Below are 19,474 nucleotides of genomic sequence, written 5' to 3'. Positions count from 1 at the left end.
ACGCGCTGGCCCTTCCGTTCATCGCATCGAGGTTCGGCGAGTCAAGTGTGCTGAGCGGTCTCGTTGTCGCCGCGTCGCTGAGCTTCGGCGAACCGTACTGCGCAGGACCGTTGGCGGCCGTCGACCAGCTACTGGGCAGCCAGCCGGTGAGGACGACCAGGGGTCGGCAACCCCTAATGTCACGTGTGCGGGCGGGGCAACTGTGCGAGCTGCACGAGGGCGGCCACGAGCACGACAGCACCGAGTGTGATGAGCCCATACCGCGCCCCGCGGACTGGGAAGTGCGCGCTGATGCCTACGAGGAAGAGCACGCTGGCGAGGAACAGGGTGGTCCGGACGTACTTGTCGGCCGTCACGTCGTCGGCCGTGCCCGCGGCGTACGCATCGTCTGCCTTTTCGTCCAGCGCCTTGGCCTCCGCGAGCCGCGGCTGGCGGTACTGGGGCATGTAGGTCGGGCCGCGAGGTGCGGTTAGGTTCGTGTCAGGACGTGTGGCGCGCCAGGCGTTGAACGCGACCGCGAACTCGGGACGGAAGCGGCGCGCCGCAAGGGCCATTGCGTGCTCGTCCCCGGCCACGTAGGCGTCGAACCAGGTTTCAAAGGTCGAAAGGTCGAAGTTTCGGTCTTCCCTTGCGTCGAGATCCGCCCGGCTCGCGTCCGTCCTCGCCTCCACGGCCGCCGTCAACCAGTCGGAGGACTCGCCGTTCCACTTCGCCGCCGCGTAGCCCGACCAGGCCGCCGCCAGAGTTACGAGCGAGAGGAGGACCGCCTCTGCGATCGATACGATCCAGTCGCGTCGGTCGGCGGCGTGATGGGCGCTGCTGTGCTTGGCATGTTCGGAGATCTCTCTCCCAGCCTCGGTCCCCGACAGTCCCTCGGACACGTCGGCCTCCTCAGCAGCTCAACGTCACGGCCGGTCGATGACGGTTCACGGTCGCCGTCACCCGCCGTGATCGCAACGCTCCGAGAGCGGTTCTCCAGCGCCGGCCAGATATACCCGCCAGCTATCCGTTCCTCGGCTTGCACCGTTGTCGGCCGTGGGCTCGCGCAACCACACTCACGCGAAGTCTACGGTCCTCGACCCCACTTCAGACCGACGAGAACCCCAGGCAGGCCGACCCGAACAATTCCGCAGTCGGGATCGGGCAGGCGATCGCATGCCGCAGAGCGCGGCGAAGGCGGCGTTGCTATGCAGGCGCTGCGGGTTGTCGCTGGCGGTGGTGAGGGGCTGGCCTGCTGTTTCGTGGCCAACACCGATCAGGGTTGGGGGAGCATGCAGCGCCCACGGCATGCCCCAGTGCTAGCCCGGCGCTTTCACGGTGGTTGGCTGTGAGGTCGTGTTGGTGAACTGAAAGGTGCTCCTGACCAGCGACGATGTGGTTTGTCTAGGACCATGTCGTGCGTAATCGAGGAGCACCTTCGAGGTGGAGAAGGCACACATCGAGCGGTGAACCCCGGGCCGTCGGTCGAGTCGCCGGGACGAGCAGCGGCCTCGACAGCTTGTCGTGGTCGCCGGTAGGAGCCGGGCTGCTCGGGTCGCCGGGTCCATGACCAGATCACGGCACAGCCCGATTCCAAAACCTGTCCCGACTAGGAAAGTCGCCACCCCGCCAACAGCTTCACCGCGGCATCGGCGCAGGCACCTGCAGCGCGCCGCCGGGCTGGCCCGCGAGCTGGGCAGGCGTTCGAGCAGGCACAGGGCGCCATCAAGCAGCAGGGCTACAACGTGCGAGAGGACCCAGCCGCGAGCGAAGGCGCACTCTAGAGCCATGGCCTGGCGGTGTGGAAAGTGCGACGGCGGGGGCCTCCCTGTCCACAAACGGGATGAACCGATCGGAGGCTGAACTCGTAGTGACGAAGGGCCCCAGTTGTTTCCGTCGATAGGCGACGCGATGGACACGCCCGGAATCACGGGCCCTCCGGCCTGCTGAGTGTGGGGGTCTGGTCCACAGTGAATTGAACGAATCTTCGAGAGGGGAAGCGATGAGCGTCCGGAGTCTGACCCAAGCTGAGGCTGAGGGGCGCTCGAGCCTGCTGACGGTCGAGCGGTATGGCGTTGCCGTCGACCTGACCGACCTGACGACCGGCTCGCGGGTTCGGTGTGAGTCGACGATCACCTTCGACTGTAGCCGCCCCGGAGCCGAGACCTTCGTCGACTGTGTGGCGGAGGTTGATAAAGCCGTGCTCAACGGGGTCGCGCTGCCGGCGGCCGTCGAGGGCCGGATCGCACTGGCCGGTCTCGGCGAGCGCAACGTCCTCACTGTGGTCACTGTCCCCGACTGCTCGACCGATGAGCAGGGTGTTCACAAGGCCGTCGATCCCGCCGACGGCGAGGTGTATGCCTACACGGACTTCGAGCCCGACCACGCCCGCTACGTCTGGGCGTGTTTCGATCAGCCCGACCTCAAGGCCCCGCACGCGTTCACGGTGACCGCCCCGGCCGCCTGGCTGGTGCTGACCAATAGCGGCAACCCGCGGATCGAAGACGTCGGGTCCGCGCGGCGCTGGACCTTCCCGCCGACTCCGCCATTGGCGACCTACAACACGGTGATCAACGCAGGGCCGTACTACGAACTGCGTCGCAGCGGCGCGGGTCACGACCTCGGCCTCTTCGCTCGCCGGTCACTGGCTCCGATCCTTAACCGGGACGCCGACGAGCTCTTCACCCTGACCACCCAAGGGCTCGAGTTCTTCGCCGACAAGTTCGGCATGCCGTTTCCGCAGCACAAGTACGACCAGGTCTTCACGCCCGAATTCCCTGGCGCGATGGAGAACTTCGGCTGCATCACCTGGATGGACTGGTTCCTGCGCCGGACCACCCCGACGCGTGCGGAGTGGGACATCTTCTCGCGGTACCTATTGCATGAGCTCGCGCACATGTGGTTCGGCAACATCGTCACGATGCGCTGGTGGGACGACCTGTGGCTCAACGAGGCGTTCGCGGAGTTCGCGAGCAACTGGGCCGCGGTGTGCGCGACGTCCTACACCGACGCCTGGACCGCGCATCTGGCCGGCGAGAAGCTCAATGCCTATTTCGTCGACCAGGGACCGACCACGCACCCGATCCGCCAGCCTGTGCCGGACGTCGCCGCGGCTGAAGCGACTTTCGACGCCATCACCTACCCCAAGGGTGCGTCGGTGCTGCAACAGCTGATGACGTATGTCGGTGAGGCAGAGTTCTCCGCGGGGCTGACCAGCTACTTCGCCAAGCATGCCTGGGGCAACACCACGCTGCATGACCTGATCGATGCGGTCGCCGAGTCGAGCGGACGTGACCTGGACCAGTGGCGTGCGGGGTGGCTGGAAACCGCAGGTACCGACCGGCTGACCCTAGATCACGACGGGGATAGTTTCGTCCTGGTCGCGAAGGGCCCCGGTGGGCCGCCGCGGCCGCAGGTGCTTGCCGTCGGCGCCTACCGCGGACAAGGCGACCGCCTCGAGCGGGCGGCACTCGTCGAAGTCGAGGTCGCGGGCGAACGGACTCGGATCGACCTGCCGGCCGACGCGGACCTTTACCTGGTGAACGACGAAGACCTGACCTTCGCCTCGACGAGACCCGATGCCACGACCAGGGACGCGTTCTTCGGCAACGCCGCCCGCCTGCCCACACCCATCTCGCGGAGTGTCGCGGTCGCGACCGCCTGGGACATGCTGATCAACGCCGAAGCGTCGGCCGCCCAGGCCGTGCAGTGCCTGACCGGGGTGCTCGCGGTCGAAACCTCCGCGTCGGTGATCGAGCCGTATCTCGACCTGGCTGTCGAGGCCGCAGACCTGTGGAGCCCCGACTCGGAGCGGGACGTGCTGATGCGGGCAGTAGCGGCGGCGTGCCGCAGCCTCTCCGGCGTCGGCGCCTACCGCAAGGCGGCGCTGCGTGGCTTCGCCCGAGCCGCAGCCGACCTCGAGGAGGTTGGGTGGCTCCAGGTCGAGGCCGGTGAGGACGTCGATCTCCAGTGGCGGGCGCTGGTCCGCAAGGCTCAGCTCGGCAGCCCGACCGCTACCGAGGCTCAGGCGCTGCTCGACCGGGATCCGGACCCCGACGCTTGGATCAGCAGGCTTCAGGTCCGTGCGGCGACCCCGGACCCGGCTGAGAAGAAGGCGGTGTGGCAGGCGCTGGTGACGGAGCGCGCGGTCCCGCTCCCTTCGGTCTACTCGGTCGCGGCGCCGTTCTGGAGCGCCGGCCAGGACGACCTGCTGAGGCCCTATGCGGAGGCCTACCTCGAGCTCGTGCCGACCATCCACCGTGGCGGAGCCATACCGGCGAAGACCTTCACCAGACACCTCTTCCCGCAGTTCGGTATCGACCTGACTTTCGTGGGACGGGCGGAGGCCCTGGCGGCAAAAGCTGTCCCGGTCGTCCGCGCGAACCTCCTGGGGCGGGCCGACCGGATCAGCCGCATGCTGCGCTCCCGCGGCTGAGGTCCTTCCGGAGGGCAGCCTGCGGTCGGTGTCACGACCCAAGCCTTTTGCAAAAAGCGGGTGTTGTGGGGTGCCGGCGATGGTGCTCGTCCGCCGAGCCGGTTGTACTGAGGGACACCGGGCTCGCTGAGGCGCATCTCCGACGGTCGATATGCCAGCATCAGAGGCGGGACGATGCCGCACGGCACGGCCTCTGGGCGGGCGCGCGGCATCCGTCTTTTGCCGTACGACGCGCGGACGAAGGGGGAATAGTGCACAGTTCAGATAGCACCCCTCTGCCAGTCCACCGGTTCTGCCCGCTGCGCGACCCTGACGACGGCGTCGACCGGGTCGGGGTTGTGGTGTGGCCGTCGTTCGGGCAGCCGGCCGATCCGCGAGCGGCGAGGCGAGACGATGCCCCGGGTACGGCGGACTGACCCCGCCGCGGTCCGGCTGCCGCCGGATCTGGTCGGGCCGTTCGACGTCGAGCTGACCCGTGCGGTCGAGGAGATCCCCGGCCCGAACGCACTGCCCGGCGGCAGCCGGTACGAACCGAAGTTTGACGGATTTCTTCACTGAACCGTGTCTACTGTCGTCGTGGTCAGTTGACGAACGGGGTCGGAGTCGATGGGAGTCCTGTGGCTAGGAATGCCAGACCCAACCTGGCGAAACCGACGCTCACCGCACGGCGCACTGTGTGCATCTGCATCACCGGTCACCTTGCGTTCCCACGTACTGCTGCATCCACTGGTTGCCGGCGCCAAGCGTGGTCGACCGGGCACCCTTCGGCATGATGGACACGACCCGTAACTCGGTGTCCAGATGCACCACGAGTTCCCTCACCCCCGCGTACTGTGCATTGAGTTGGTTGATGGCGAAGGTGTCCGAGGCATCCAGCCAGGTCATCACGGCCCACTTCTGCATCGGAGTGTCGACCGGCTTAGACAACCGGAGCTCCACGACGGTCCCGATCCGCGCACGGCTATCGGCCCGTGTCCACGGGCCATGCTGGAAGATGACGTACGACGCCTTCGACAGAAGCGCCTTCATCTCTGGCCGGGCAGATACCGAGGCATCGATTGCCCCACGAGTGTTCTCAGGCAGCGCGACGACGGATGGGGCCGCCGGCAGGGGGGCAGGTCGAGCGTTTTCGTTTGGCGGCGGCCCGACTTCGACGGAAGGTGTCGCCGCCGGTTTGGGTGCTTCGCCAGCCCCTACGATGACGATCGGAATCAGGGCCACAGCACCTGCTGTGACCAGTGAACCTGCTAAGAGTTTGAGCCCGAGCCTCATGAGTTCCTCCCCTTGGAGATCATCGGGCGAACGGCGGTAGGCAGCGCCTGGAGCTCCGGAACGTATGCGGCCAGGCACCTTGGGTCAATGGGTCTAGTCCAGGGTCTGGCGAAAATTGCAGGAAGTTGCGGCCCTCCGAGCCGGGGCATCAGGCCGCTTCTGTTCCGCAGTGGTCCCGTTGGACCACGTGCGCTGGAGCCTGAATCCGTTCACTCGAGTTGTGTCGAGACCTTGCGCCACCGACATGTTCGCGCCAGCAGCGTCTGCTCTTCACCCACCGGCCAACGCGCCAACCGGCCCGCTGAAGAGTTCAGTCAACTAGCCGCTGCACCATCGTTCGGCGCGGTGACCAAGCGAGGCTGTGGTCACGGCAGCGCAAAGACCTGACCGATCGATTCCCCGACATCGCCGCGGCCGCCGTTCGCCAGATCGACGACGGCGTCGTACTGGACGGCGAGCTGCTGATGTTGGTCGACGGCCGGCTGTCCTTCGACGCCTTGCAGCGCCGCATGGTCACATCACCGGCCAACGCAAGGCAGCTGGTCGCCGCCGTACCGGCGTCGTACGTCGCGTTCGACCTGCTCGCGGTGGCCGGGGTCGACCTGCGCACCCAGCGGTGGACCGTACGCCGTGGCTGCCTGGCGCAGCTCGCCACCAGTTGGGCACCCCCGCTGCAGCTGACACCGGTCACCGCGGACTTCGCCGAAGCCCGGGAGTGGTTCGACGGATTGCCCGCGGCGATGGACGTCGAGGGTCTGGTCGTGAAGGGGGCGGCCACCCGGTACGTCGGAGGCCGCCGCGAGTGGCTGAAGATGAAGCACAAGGCCACCCGTGAGTTTTTGATCGGTGGTGTGATCGGGCCGATCACACGGCCCGAGGTGGTGATCGTCGGCCTGTACCGCGGCGGCGATCTGGTCGTCGTCGGCCGCACCGTTCCCCTCAGCCCAGCCCAGTCGGCCGAGCTCGGCGCGGTGCTGACCCCAGCCAAGCCGGGCCATCCGTGGCCGGACGAGGTCACGTCGCAGCGATGGGGCGGGAAGGACTTCAAGAAGCCGTTGACCAAGGTCGAGCCGCTCGTCGTCGCCGAAGTCGCGGCCGATCCCGCCACACAGACTGGCCAGGTCCGCCACTCGATGAGGTTCGTCCGCTTGCGACCCGATCTCACTCCCGACGATCTCGACCAGCTCGATTCCTGAGCCGTGCCCGCCTGGCACGTGGGGGTGGTGTCCTGCCTAGCGCACCGCCACTCGGCGCGGCGGCCGTGGAGGGGGGTGATTCCGTCGGCGACGCTGCTGGTGTCCGTGGCGCGTGGCAGGCTGGCAGGCATGTGTGGTCGATACGCCTCGGTGGCCAGCCGCGCCGATCTGCTCGCGCGGTTCGTCGTCGACGAGAGCAACGCCGACGAACCGCGGGGCCAGGACTTCAACGTCACCCCGACCAAGGACAACCCGGTGGTGATCGCCCGCATCCCTGACAACGCCGGCGAGGCTGCGGATCCGGTGCGCGAGCTCCGGGCGTTCCGCTGGGGTCTTTTACCGTTCTGGGCGAAAGACATCAAGCTCGGCGCGATGATCAACGCCCGCGCGGAGACCGTCCACGAGAAGTCGGCCTACCGGCGGGCGTTCAAGTCGCGGCGGGCGCTGATCCCGGTCGACGCGTTCTACGAGTGGCTCGAGACCGACGAGGTCGGCAAGTCGGGCAAGAAGCTGAAGCAGCCGTTCGCGCTCCGGCCGGTCGACGGGTCGACGCTGGCACTGGCCGGGCTGTACGAGGTCTGGTACGACAAATCGCTCCCCGACGACGACCCGAACCGGGGTGTCCCGACGTACACGATCATCACCACCACCGCGACCGACAGCGTCGGCCGGGTCCACGACCGCATGCCGATGGCGATCGCCCCCGATCACTGGGGCGAGTGGCTCGACCCCCGCAACCACGACGTCGACCAGCTCCGGGCGCTGATGGAACCGCCAGTCGACGGCAGCCTCGACATGTACGCGGTGTCCAAGGCCGTGACAACGTGAAGAACAACGGGCCGGAGCTGCTGGAGCCGCTCCCGGCTACCGAGGTCTAGACAGTAGGTTGCAGGCGGCGAGGGGAGAGATCAGGTGCCCAGGATGAGGACGTCGACCGCTTTCGGGGTCGACATCGGCGGCAGCGGGATCAAGGGCGCCATCGTCGACCTGGAGACGGGCGACCTGGCCGCGGAGCGGGTGAAGTACCTGACGCCCAACCCGTCCACTCCGGAGCCCGTCGCCGAGGTCGTGGCCCGGCTGGTCAAGGAGGCCGGGTGGACCGGTGAGCTGGGTGCGACGTTCCCGGCCGTGATCAAGAACGGGGTGGCCAAGACCGCCGCGAACGTCGACAAGAGCTGGATCGGGACCGACGTCGAGAAGGTCTTCACCGACATCACCCACTGCGACGTGACCGTGCTCAACGACGCCGACGCGGCCGGCATCGCCGAGGCCCGGTTCGGCGCGGCCAAGGGCGTCGACGGCGTGGTCATCCTGCTCACCTTCGGTACCGGTATCGGCAGCGCGCTGCTGCTCGACGGCCAGCTCGTGCCCAACACCGAGCTCGGTCACCTCGAGCTGGACGGGTACGACGCGGAGAAGAAGGCCTCCTCGGCGGCGAAGGACAACGAGGGCCTGTCGTACAAACAGTGGACCAAGCGGGTGCAGCGATACCTTCGGCACGTGGAGAACCTGTTCACCCCCGACCTGTTCGTGGTCGGCGGCGGGGTCAGCAGGAACGCCGACAAGTGGGTGCCGCTGCTCGAGATCTCCACCCCGGTGAAGCCGGCTCAGCTGCTCAACAACGCCGGCATCGTCGGCGCGGCGATGGCCGCGCACGAGAAGTTCACCGAGTAGGTCGACTACAACCCTGCGCCGGCATCGGCGGCGGCTCGCCCGCCGTTCCGCGAGCGTCCGCGGCCGCCGGTAGCTCGAGGGGAGCTGCGGCGGCAGTCAGCGCGGGTGAGCTCAGCTCGGGGACGTACTTGTAGATGGTGGCGCGGCTGACGCCGAGCAGCCGCGCAATCGAGTACACCGTGTTGTCCGGGTTGCCGAGCAGGTCGCGGGCGTGCTGGACCTGTTCGGTGGTCATCGCCGGCGGCCGGCCGAGGCGAGCGCCGCGGGCGCGGGCGGCGTCGAGGCTTTCGCGGGTGCCCTGGACGATCATCTCTCGGATGAACTCGCCGAGGGAGGCGAAGACGTGGAAGACCAGCCGGCCGCCGGGCGTGGTGGTATCGAGTGCCTCATGCAACGACTTGAACCCGATCTCGCGTCGGCGCAGATCGCCGACGATCGCGATCAGATCCTGGAGGTTGCGGCCGAGCCGCCACAGTTCAGTGACGGTGATGGTGTCGTGGGCCGGGCGAACTCGAGGCACTTCCGCAGCTCGGGCCGTTCGGCGTTCTTGCCGCTGAGCTTCTCCTGGAAGATCCGGCTGCATCCACCCGCGCTCAGGAGGTCGAGCTGGCGGTCCAGGTTCTGATCACGAGTGGAGACCCTGGCGTAGCCGAGGAGCATGCCGCCGCCGATGACACCGAGTGGGTCAGGATCGAGCAGCAACGCGGCGCGGTGGTCGAGATCGGTACCGGTCACGCCGCTGACTGTACGAAAAGGGTGAGCGTGGAGTTGTTGGACACTCCGACTTTGCAACACGTTTCACGACAGTCCGTCCGCGGCGTGTCGAGGTTCTGGCCGGCCAACTGCTGGAGGTGTCGAGAAACGATCGATTCCCAACACCCCATCCAACGTCAATCCGATCCGAGCGCTCATGGGGAGTGCGGAAGAAGCGGTGGCTTTCGAGCCGCGCACTGCTCCGACTCACCACAAAGAGCGCCCACGTCTATAACTCCATGACCCTCGACAACTACCCGACGTCGCCGGCCGCCCGGGCGATACTTGGAGAATGAGCCAGTCGGATCTGCCCGAGTTCGATCGAGCGCAGCTTCATGCGATCGAGGTGCTGCGTGGCGGTGGGGCTGTTGTCGTGACCAACCCCAGTCCGATGACGTACGGCGTGGTGGCCCGCGATCCCCGGGCGGTGAATCTCCTGAAAGGCCGCCCCGCCAACCAGCCGGTCGGAATCTCGGTCCATACGGCTGCCGCTCACGATCAGCTCTTCCGGTTCCTCGACCTCCGGACCGACGCCCGCGCTGCGGTCGATTTCGCTCTCGCCGAGCGGATTACCGTACTGGCGCCGATCCGGTCGGACCCGACGATGCCCGAGTGGCTGGCGCCGGCCATCCAGGACGGCTGGGTGGTGTTCTTCGACGGATCCTGGGGTCCACTGGCGCTGCTGTGGCTGACCTTTCCCTTCCTGTACGGAAGTAGCGCCAGCCGGACCGGCGAAGCCCCGGCTGCCTCCGCCGCCGAAGTCCGCGCGCAGTTCCCGGCCGACACAGTCATCATTGACGCCGACCACCTCCGTACGCCGGCCGCCGTCCACGGAGCCAGCACGATGATCCGCGTCGACCCGGACGGCCTGCTGACCCTGCATCGATCAGGTATCCAGGACCAAGCGGCCGGCGGACCCGGCGTACTCCTGGACCGACTGCGCGAGTTCAAGTCCGCGATCGGCGGCCTGGACCCAGCGACCAGTACGCCGATGGGCAACACCTATCTGTCTACCGCAGTGACTGCCAGGCAGTTGGTGCCGAGGACGCGCATCCTGCTGGAGTTCGCACGAATGCCCAACAAGAACGCGGACGGGCCGCGGGTGTACGACGTCCTGAGAGCGCACGCCGGTTGCAACCAGATGGGCACAGCCGCCGCTGCCGGCGAACTGCTGGCCAACGGGAGGCTGTGGATCGACGGCATCGGCGGCACCCAGGTCGGCTGCGAACCGGCCCTCCGGGCTCAGGAGGAATGGTTGAAGACCTTTCTGATGAGCAATCCCAGCTGGCACGTAGACGGCGACGAGCTCACGCTCGCGTCAGACGGTACGACGATCAGGCTGCTCGACAAGAAGATCGCCGAACCCGACTTCCCGGTCGACGGGATCAGGTGGAAGGTCGTCACCACCATCTCCAACGCCGACCTGCGCCACTACCGCTATCACGCCGAGCAAGCGTGGATCTCCTTCGACGGCAACCGCCTGACCGGCTGGACCGGTTGCAACGAACTCTCCGGCACCGTCACCCGCTCCAACACAGAACTGACCTTCACCGCCGTCGCCACCTCCGGCCACCCTTGTACAGGCGAAACAGCCGACGTAGAAACCGCGATCCTGTCCACCCTCGGACCTGCAGTCACCTACACCATCGACCACAACCAAATGATCCTACTTGCTCCATCCGGCATCGGCCTCGACCTCAAGGCGGATTCAGAGCGGTAGTCCGTTGTCATCGGCCGTCAGCACCTGAGGCTTGACTTCGTCAGGAAAGCGATCAGTTCCCCATCGGCCTGCGCGATGATCGTCCCGTGCGCCGAGGCAGTCGCCGACGATAAGACACGCGGCATAAGCAGAGCTCTCGATGTCTGAGGCAGGTTGCTGGCTGCGCTGTTTGGGGTAGTTGTAGGGCTCCCGCGGGTTCGGCCGAACTCACCGAGGACGAACTCGAGCAGCTCCTTGACCTGTCCATCGATCCAACTGAGGTCCCCGCAAGCAAGCGCAAATCGTGGGCGCCTGTTGGTTCGATTCGGCTCGGAGGCAGAGTCGCAGCTAGAGCGTAAGTACCAGAGTGGCCTTTATAGCGGAGACTCTGCGTATCGAACTCGCGCGTATTCGGTCCGCACGCCTGGCCGGGCGGGTCATCTGGGCGCCAGCTGCACCGGGGGTGATCAGTCGGCCGAGGGCGCCCGGTGATGGAACCTCTTGCGGCCCTGGATTCGGTGGTGGTCCGCGCTCTCGGTTCGTTCCTGCCCCGGGTGGGCAGATAGTAGCGGGGAACTAGGACGGGATGCCTGGAGCGCTTCGGGCGTGCATGAGTCCCTTATTGTTCTCGTCTTCTGAACGGATGCCGGTGCGAACATCATTCGCGCAGCGCCAGGCGAAGTAGCCGGGTCCTGATCGGATACGACGAGGTTCGGCGCGCCAGCCGGGAAAGCTGCGACAAAGGCGAGCACTTGACCGACGAGGAGATCACCGGCGGATCAAGAAGATCCGCCGCTACTGACCACCGCCCGGCCCGTGGCCGCTGACCGTTAGTCGATCTGCCTCGGCGAGCAACAGATCACCGAACGGCTGGAACCCGATCTGTCGGCTGTACAGGCCGCTGATGACGCGGTGGATCGTTCCCCACTCCCAGATCGCCGTGGCGTCTACACCAGTGTGGGTGGCCAGCCGCTTCGCCCTGGCGTGCAGGTCGTCGCCGGCGTCGGGATTGCATCGGATGATGGTGCAAGGTCGCATGCTCGCTCAGCGCGCAGGCCACCCGGATCGATGAGCTTGAACGTGCCGTCCGCCGCCTGAAGCACGTTGAGGTCGTGGACGTCGCCGTGTACGAGCACGGCGTGTCGGTCATCGTGGGCGCAGCGGCGACGGTCCAGGCACGCGAGAGCGTCCTCGACTGTCGCTTCCGAGCACGCCTGACCCGTCTCTTCCCACAGTCGCGGCAGCAGGTCGGAATACTCGCGTGTCTTGTCGGCGCCCGTCGGCAGGTCGACATCGGGGCTGACCGGCCGCCAGAGCCGGACAGCGACATCGCACATCATGTCGTGCCGTGTCGCGGGATCAGGCACGACGTCGCAGATGGCAGCCCCGAGTCGCTCGAGCAAGAGTGCGCCGCGGTCGAGGTCGTCGCGCAGCAGGCTCGCGCAGCCGTCGCCGTCGGCGAGGCGCAGCGCGGTCGCCTCGAAGGTGAGATCGCGCTGAGTCCCCGGAACGCCGACCTTGAGGACAGCCGCCGTTCCGTCAGCGAGTGTCGCCTCGACGACGAGCGCCGCGTGGCCGCCGCGCAACGTGGCGCCGATGGTCAATGACCACTCCTGCGCTAGAGATTCCACGATCGAGGGCAGCTCGTCGAGCCACGCGGCGTTTCCGTCGGCGACGACCTTGTTCCACACTTCATCGGGAATGTCGAGCATCACGTGGGCTCCTAATGCGACGAGACTCGATCACCAGTCTGGGCCAACGTCAGGCCGGTGCCTGCCGGTCGGCGCGGTCGTCGGTGACGGGCCGGACCTGGCCGGGTTCGTGCCAGCCGACGTGCACGCCGCCGCTGGTGCCGTTGGCGGTGGCGAGAAGTGCCTGCCACTGTCCGGTGTCGGTGCGGCGCTGGTCGACCAGGAGAGCCGGCGCGGGCCGACGCGTAACGCCAACCTTGCCCGGTTCCCGGTCAGGAGACCACCTGACATGACGCCGGCTATCGGCTCTCAAGCGACGGGATCTGCATCTCATGCAAGCACTCCCGTCTTGTGGTCGTCCAGGCGATCGTGGACGTCGACAGTATCCCGAGCTTCGTGGCGACGTCCCACGCGCTCCTCGACCAGATACCCGAAGCATCGCGAGACGAGGACCATGAGCTTGTTCGGCCGGCGCTGAATTCTCGGCGGACCTGGACGTTCTCAGGGCAAAACAGGTCGAGCCGCCTACGCCGGCCTGGTCGCGTTCGTGGTGCCGGTCGTGGTGCGAAGTGGTGTCAACCCATCGGGACAGATGGCCGTGGTGCGAACACAGCGAGGGCAAAGTTGCTGGTGGAGACCAGATGCGACGGTGTCGTTCTTCCTCGTGATGAGAAGGTCGGCAGTCGCATTGCTTCGCTTACCGGGCAGCCCCTCCCAGCACAGTGTGATCCGCCAGCAGATGCGCGACACCCTGTCCGCCGACTTACCCACGACCGACTGGAAGCAAGGCGACCCTGGGCGCCGGCCAACGCACGGATCTGGCCGGTGAGCGGACGTTGCCAAATGCTTGCACTGCGATGATGTCTCCGTGACGAGCGACCGATTCGCCGACCGACTGGACGCCGCTACCACGAGGATGACGACGAGACCGTCGGCGTGTTCGAGTCGACCCCCGCCGACCAGGACTGCCTATGGCTCTCCGGCCGACTGTTTCGTCGCCTGGCTGGCGTAGCTGCGGCCTATGAGGGCAAGCGAGCGATGGCCATGCCGGCGAGGATATCGACGATTGCGGTTGGCGCACGTCCCGATTCCGCAGTGACGTGCCGGCGCTGTTGACCGTCGTACGTCCGCTCATGCCGCTGTTGGTGAAACGCGATCATGCCGGGTTTCCAGGCGCGATCGCGACTTCGCCAGCGTGCGCCGTCTCGCGCCACTCACGTGGTGAGAGTCCGTACTCGGCGCGGAAGAGGCGCCCGAAGCTGGATGCATCGCGAAATCCCCAGCGTTGGGCCACAGAGGCGATGGTGACGTGCTGAGACAGGCCACGGCCGAGCTCGTCTCGGCACGCCTCCAGGCGGCGGCTGCGGATCCACTCGCCGAGGGAGATGCCGCCGGCGGCGAGGACGTTGTACAGGTGGCGGACGGAGATGTGTTGTTCGGCCGCGATTTGAGCGGCGTTGAGGGTCGGATCGCCCAGGTGCGCACGCACGTACTCCAAGATCCGCATCTGCAACGTGGCCCGCAGTGATTCCCTGCCCGCCGTTGAGGTGACGTCAAGGTGCGTGCTGATCACTGCCCGGATGAGTTCCATAGAGGGCTGGCTTACCGCGTCGGCCCCGGCGTCGGCGAACGCTCTCGGCCGGCCCGCGAGGTGCCGGAAGTAGACCGCGGCCAAGTCTGCGACCGGATGTCCAGGACTCAGTCGCGTTGCCGTCACCTGCCGCACGACATCCCACGGCAGGGCCAGCTTCTCCAACGGCATGCGGAACTGGTGCTGTCGGTAACCCTCGGAGTCGACCAGTGTGTACTGAGATGTCGAGCTGTAAACCACCAGGTCGCCCGGGCGCACAACAGCTTCGCGGCCCTCTTGAACGACGAGGCTGGATCCACTGATCTGCAGACCAAGCATCAGGCTGGGTGCCAGATCATCGCGCGCCAGGCGCGGGGTTCGCTCGACTTTGGTGACATTGGAATGGATGGAGGACATCCTCAGCGCACCAAGGTCGGCGAGTGTGCCTCGCACGACAGGGCCTGGTTCGGGGAAGTCGAGCTCTACCGGAATGATCCTGGCGGCCACCGCTCGCATGGATGCGGCCCGCGCGCCGGCCGCAATCGTGCTCGAGTCGACAATCGAGATCACGGCTTAATCCTCCGTAGTCGCCCCTGCTCGCCGGACGCAGGCTCAGCGTGCCGCGGGCCGGGAACGACAGGCGCTATCGGCGCCGGCTCGCACAGACGATGCTACGCGCTCTCGGAGATCGGTCACTGGGAGCGCATACCGCGCCGAGTCCGACCCTAGGTCGACCTACCGAGGCTCTGTCCGGCGATGGCCGCTACCTCAGCGTGGTGGCGGCTGGTCGAGCTCTTGCCGCTGCCGGTCGGTCATCCCGTACGGCGCGAAGGAGGCGGTGGACCATTTGTGCACGGCTATCTGCACGTTGTGCAGGATAACGCGCGCAACGGCACCGGCGGCTGCGGCCGGCCCTAGCGTCTATTCCGACACCACGAACGGTGTCCTCGGCGGGCGGCCCTCACGCCATCATCTGGCCGCACGCCGAGCAGGTCAACGCCGCGCTGTCGAAGCTCCTCTCCTGGTTCGACACCGCCGCTGCCCTCCCGCCCGGCGAGCCCGCCGAGCAGATAACGCCACCCGCAAAGGACAAGCCATGCGTACACCGAAGAAGTCACTCCCCGCGGCCGTCGCGGCCCTCACCGCCGGCGTGCTCGCGCTGGGCATCGGCACCGCCACCGGCAGCAGCGCGCAAGCTCTGCAGAACGACAAGCCGCTCAAACCGACGATCGTGCTCGTGCACGGCGCTTGGGCTGACGGCTCGAGCTGGTCTGCCGTCACATCAAAGCTGCAGAGCGCCGGATACACCGTCGATGTCGAGGCAAACCCGCTGCGTGGCCTCGCCTCCGACGCGCAGTACCTGCGTGATCTGCTGGCCACCATCCCTGGCCCGGTCGTGCTCGTCGGGCACTCCTACGGCGGCATGGTGACCACCAGCGCTGCCACCGGCAACCCCAACGTCAAGGCCCTCGTCTATGTGGATGCCTTCATCCCCGACCAAGGCGACAGCGTAGGCGCGCTCGCCGCCGCACAGCCCGGCTCCGAACTGGACCCGAACAGCTCGATCACCGCGGTGCCGATCCACGACGCCAGCGGAAACGTCATCAACGCCGACGTCTACATCAAGCCAAATCAGTTCGCTGGCCTCTTCGCCGGTGGCATCCCGGCCAAGCAGGCCGCCGTCTTGGCCGCCACCCAGCGGCCACTGACCGCCAGCACGCTCGGTGAGACCCTCGCCGGTGTTCCGGCGTGGAAGACCATCCCGTCCTGGGACCTCATCGGTACGGCGGACAAGGTGCTGCCAACGGCGGAGCAGAAAATCATGGCGCACCGCGCAGACGCGCACATCACCGAGGTCGACGCGCCGCACCTGTCGATGATCTCCGACCCGGACGCGGTGACCGACGTGATCGTCGACGCCGCCCGTGCCACCAGCTGACCGACCAACCGCCAAGAAATGCACGGGTGGACCACCGTTGTCACGTGCAGCGTCAATGCGATCGACAACGAACCCGACGGCCTGCTGGACCTCTTCCTTCGAGTCACCGAGGCCAGCAGGCAGAAGGGTGTCGAGTACCTCAAGCGGTATGCCGCCCGCACCCAGGACCAGCGTGAAACTTCACTGTGGTCCTAACGACGCGAGTTGGTGTCCAAGAACCTGCGCGATGCCTGAGGCGGGCGCGACCGCATCGCTCAAGGCCCCCGGCCGCGCTTGATCAGTCAACCGCCGGAGGCGGTGTGTGCCGTGGCATCAGCCGTGGCACGAAACCGCCAGCGCCGGTTTCCGAGCGTCTTGATCGCCTCGGCTGTCTCGGTGCCACCCGTCGATTTCGCCTCCGCGGCAAGTTAGGCGTGCCATGAAACCGTGTCAAGTAGAGGGGGAGAAGGCGGGTAGATTAGGGCGGACCCATTAGCCGCGTAGTCTGAAGCGCCGCGTTAGTGCGCTAGAGGAAGGCGCTAGGCCTGGCCTGACCTCAGAGCTTTTTTCTCGTGTATGGGATTGCTCGGCGAAGATGCGCATCCGACCTGACTAGGGTATGAGCAAGGTAAGCACCATGCGGGAGGAAGTGTGGAGACCAAGGTCAGGACGCCGCATGAGGTGTTCTTCATGCCTCAGCGTCTGCTTGTCCCGCTGTTCCAGCGTCCGTACGTGTGGACGCGCGAGAACCAGTGGACAATGCTGTGGGACGACATCCGTCGCCACGCCAACCTCAGGCACTCGGGCATGCGTTCCAGCCCTCATTTCCTTGGGGCGGTAGTCCTGCAGAATCAGTCGGCTTCCGTGGGAAATCTGCCGTACTGGACCATCATCGACGGACAGCAACGGCTCACCACGATGCAACTACTTCTCGACGCTGCGCATCAAGCTCTGACGCTGGTGGGCTCGGAGACGCTGGCACGCCAGGTAGAGGACCTGATTCGCAATCCTGAGCACTTCTGCCGCACCGCCGAGGACCGGTTCAAGGTTTGGCCGACCAACCGTGACCGGGCCGCGTTCAACGACGTCATGGCTGCGACGCTTCCGGTGGACTACTCACGGCTCTCGCACCAAGACAGCCGCATGACGCAGGCGCACCAGTTCTTCAGCGACGAGATGACGGACTGGTTGTCGGGGGAAAGCAGCGAATCCCGCGCCGAGGCCCTGACCCAGGTGTTGCTCAACGGATTGCAGCTGGTGGTGATCCAGCTCGAGGCCGACGAGGACAGCCAAGAGATCTTCGAGACGCTCAACGCCAGGGGTACGCCGCTGACCGCCGCTGATCTCATCAAGAACTTCGTCTTCCAGCGCCTCGACCTTCCGGCCAACGAGAGCGAGGCCGCCTACGAGAAGTATTGGAAGCTCTTCGAGACCGCATTCTGGGAGAAGGAGGTCGGAGCCGGGCGCAACGCCATGGCCCGCAGCTCACTGTTCCTAAACCAGTGGCTCATCGCCCAGACCGCCGAGCCCATCGGCGTCCGCGAGGTGTTCTCCCGATTCAAGTACTTCACCACACACGATTCGAACGCACCGATGGGCGACCTGCTGCCCACGATCCATCGTGCTGCCCTCAACTACCAGTCGTGGACCGAGGCCGCACGCATCAAGGACGGCGTCCTCGACCGCCTGACATTGTTCGTCTACCGAATCGGCGCGTTGGACTCCGAAGCGACCAAACCCCTGCTCATCTGGCTGAGAGACCCTGCTCTGGAAACGGTGGCTCCTGCCGTCGAGGAACGCTTCCTCACGCATCTGGAGAGCTGGCTCGTCCGCAGGTCCTTGCTCCGCCTCTCGACGCAGAGCTACTCAGACCTGATCGCACTCCTGCTCCACGAGCTCAAGGACAGACCCAGGCAGGAAGCCGCGATCGTCACCGAACGGATCCTTCGAGAGCAGACCTCGGGCAACCTCTACTGGCCCGCAGACGAAGAAGTGCAGCCATGGCTGGCCACCGCGCCCATCTACCGGCGGCTACGTCGTGGTCGGCTGCGCATGGTGCTCGAAGCCATCGAGGACCACTTCCGCGGGTACGACAGCGACCGGCCTTCGTACGCCGGGCAGCGGATAGCTCGCGACCACCACGCGATCGAACACATCTTGCCCCAGCACTGGCAAACCCACTGGCCGGTCGAAGACCTTGCAGCACGCCTCCGGCGAGACAACCACGTTCACGTTCTGGGCAACTTGACTCTCCTTACGCGCGGTCTCAACAGCAAGGTGAGCAACGGACCCTGGCTCGGCGAGAACGGGAAGATTGCCCACCTCGCGCAGCATGACGTGATGCTGATGAACAACAACGTGCGGACATCCGGCGCGGACGGGTGGGACGAGCAGAAGATCGACACGCGGACCACCGAAATGGCCCGTGCGATCCTTGAGATCTGGCCCACCCCACCCGGGCACACGGGCGCCCACTCGGGGGCGGCCACCCAACCCACTTCCTACATCGGTCTGGATGCCCTGATCTCCGAGGGGCTGCTCAAAGTCGGTCAGACCCTCACCGGTCGGGGACGGTTCAGTGACGTCCAGGCGACGGTCCTGCCGGACGGATCGCTGCAGGTGGGCGACAGGATCTACGAGAGCCCCTCCGGCGCCGGCAGTGCCGTACGCAAGAGAAGCACGAACGGGTGGACGTTCTGGGAGGTCGATGCTGGCAACGGCATCAGGCTTGACGACCTCAGGGGCCAGTACTGGGTCCAGTTCGGTGTCGAGGTCGACAACGACGACGAGCAAGGGACGTCGCCGCCCGAGTAAGGAAGTCCAAGCGCTGTGCGAGCATCGGAGAACGTGCCGGCCGGAAACCCTGTGACCACAAGTGTCGGCCGCCCACGCCGACGTGCATCCTTATCGAAGTGAGGCGCAGGCCCACACCCATCGTTGCCAGGACCTCACAACCCGCCCGCTCTCCCTTAGGGCTGGTTGGCCCGGATGCCGACTCATGCGCGTCTATCCGCCGCGATTGCAGCGTTGCTGGCCAATGCAGTTGAAGCGGACGCAACGTCTGGACGTAGCCGCAGGTCGTAAGCTGCGGGCAGCCTCTTTAAGCCTCGATCCACCGATGAGGGCGTTTGAGGGAGCGGGTCGGAACGCGAGAATGCCCTTACGTACTGGAAGAATTTGACTTCTCTAGGATCCAATTCGCACCAGAACGAAGGGCATCTCGTAGATGCAACTGTCTCACACGCCACGGGCGACGTCGGCTGTGTTCGATGATCCGAATCTCATGT

General features: G+C 66.3%; 15 protein-coding genes and 1 pseudogene. 9 read left to right on the top strand and 7 right to left on the bottom strand.

Translation table 11 applies throughout. From position 1 onward, the window contains the following. Positions 1–179 precede the first annotated feature (179 nt). Positions 180–881 (bottom strand): hypothetical protein, encoded by a 702-nt coding sequence (locus tag EV648_RS35785; RefSeq protein ID WP_132299788.1) that lies wholly within the window; start codon positions 879–881, stop codon positions 180–182. Positions 882–1,981: 1,100 nt separating this feature from the next. Between EV648_RS35785 and pepN the strand changes: the two genes are divergently transcribed. Together pepN and EV648_RS35770 are read left to right on the top strand one after the other, a co-directional pair. Next, positions 1,982–4,414, top strand: coding sequence for an aminopeptidase N (pepN, locus tag EV648_RS35775; RefSeq protein ID WP_132299784.1), 2,433 nt, complete (start codon positions 1,982–1,984; stop codon positions 4,412–4,414). Between the two features lie 393 nt (positions 4,415–4,807). Then, positions 4,808–4,972, top strand: a complete 165-nt coding sequence (locus tag EV648_RS35770; RefSeq protein WP_199235010.1) for a hypothetical protein — start codon at positions 4,808–4,810, stop codon at positions 4,970–4,972. A 129-nt stretch (positions 4,973–5,101) separates the two neighbouring features. On the opposite strand, the gene EV648_RS35765 is transcribed toward EV648_RS35770, so the two are convergent. After that, positions 5,102–5,686 (bottom strand): hypothetical protein, encoded by a 585-nt coding sequence (locus tag EV648_RS35765; RefSeq protein ID WP_132299782.1) that lies wholly within the window; start codon positions 5,684–5,686, stop codon positions 5,102–5,104. 332 nt (positions 5,687–6,018) lie between these two features. Between EV648_RS35765 and EV648_RS35760 the strand changes: the two genes are divergently transcribed. From EV648_RS35760 to ppgK, 3 genes are all read left to right on the top strand, one after another. After that, the gene (locus EV648_RS35760; protein ID WP_132299780.1) at positions 6,019–6,882 is read left to right on the top strand and encodes an ATP-dependent DNA ligase; all 864 of its coding nucleotides are present in this window, start codon (positions 6,019–6,021) and stop codon (positions 6,880–6,882) included. A 129-nt stretch (positions 6,883–7,011) separates the two neighbouring features. Continuing rightward, complete coding sequence (locus EV648_RS35755; protein ID WP_199235009.1) at positions 7,012–7,710, top strand: SOS response-associated peptidase; 699 nt, start codon at positions 7,012–7,014, stop codon at positions 7,708–7,710. A 93-nt stretch (positions 7,711–7,803) separates the two neighbouring features. Next, complete coding sequence (gene ppgK / locus EV648_RS35750; RefSeq protein WP_132299778.1) at positions 7,804–8,556, top strand: polyphosphate--glucose phosphotransferase; 753 nt, start codon at positions 7,804–7,806, stop codon at positions 8,554–8,556. On the opposite strand, the gene EV648_RS44490 is transcribed toward ppgK, so the two are convergent. After that, complete coding sequence (locus tag EV648_RS44490) at positions 8,546–8,791, bottom strand: helix-turn-helix domain-containing protein (protein WP_241995953.1); 246 nt, start codon at positions 8,789–8,791, stop codon at positions 8,546–8,548. The genes ppgK and EV648_RS44490 overlap by 11 nt on opposite strands. Positions 8,792–8,872: 81 nt before the next feature. Next, a pseudogene (locus EV648_RS44485) lies at positions 8,873–9,216 on the bottom strand (recombinase family protein); the annotation flags it as partial. Between the two features lie 385 nt (positions 9,217–9,601). Between EV648_RS44485 and EV648_RS35740 the strand changes: the two are divergent. Continuing rightward, positions 9,602–11,029, top strand: coding sequence for an META domain-containing protein (locus tag EV648_RS35740; RefSeq protein WP_132299776.1), 1,428 nt, complete (start codon positions 9,602–9,604; stop codon positions 11,027–11,029). Between the two features lie 926 nt (positions 11,030–11,955). Here EV648_RS35740 and EV648_RS35735 read toward each other — a convergent pair. From EV648_RS35735 to EV648_RS35725, 3 genes are all read right to left on the bottom strand, one after another. After that, positions 11,956–12,720 (bottom strand): aminoglycoside phosphotransferase family protein, encoded by a 765-nt coding sequence (locus EV648_RS35735; RefSeq protein WP_241995951.1) that lies wholly within the window; start codon positions 12,718–12,720, stop codon positions 11,956–11,958. A 49-nt stretch (positions 12,721–12,769) separates the two neighbouring features. Further along, positions 12,770–13,012, bottom strand: a complete 243-nt coding sequence (locus EV648_RS35730) for a hypothetical protein (RefSeq protein WP_132299774.1) — start codon at positions 13,010–13,012, stop codon at positions 12,770–12,772. 843 nt (positions 13,013–13,855) lie between these two features. Beyond that, a complete protein-coding gene (locus EV648_RS35725; protein WP_132299772.1) occupies positions 13,856–14,839 on the bottom strand; it encodes a helix-turn-helix domain-containing protein in 984 nt (327 codons plus the stop codon). A 526-nt stretch (positions 14,840–15,365) separates the two neighbouring features. Here EV648_RS35725 and EV648_RS35720 point away from each other — a divergent pair. From EV648_RS35720 to EV648_RS35715, 3 genes are all read left to right on the top strand, one after another. After that, positions 15,366–16,208 carry an alpha/beta fold hydrolase gene (locus EV648_RS35720; RefSeq protein WP_132299770.1) on the top strand — a complete coding sequence of 281 codons (843 nt, stop codon included), beginning with the start codon at positions 15,366–15,368 and terminating at the stop codon, positions 16,206–16,208. 18 nt (positions 16,209–16,226) lie between these two features. Beyond that, entirely contained in the window at positions 16,227–16,403 is a 177-nt protein-coding gene (locus tag EV648_RS42855) for a hypothetical protein (protein WP_158294159.1), read from the top strand. A 474-nt stretch (positions 16,404–16,877) separates the two neighbouring features. Beyond that, complete coding sequence (locus EV648_RS35715; protein ID WP_132299768.1) at positions 16,878–19,001, top strand: DUF262 domain-containing protein; 2,124 nt, start codon at positions 16,878–16,880, stop codon at positions 18,999–19,001. Positions 19,002–19,474: the final 473 nt, after the last annotated feature.

Source organism: Kribbella sp. VKM Ac-2568 (assembly GCF_004345365.1).
Classification (GTDB): domain Bacteria; phylum Actinomycetota; class Actinomycetes; order Propionibacteriales; family Kribbellaceae; genus Kribbella; species Kribbella orskensis.
Note: the sequence above shows the minus strand (reverse complement) of the source record. Positions and strands in the feature narration are given on the sequence as shown.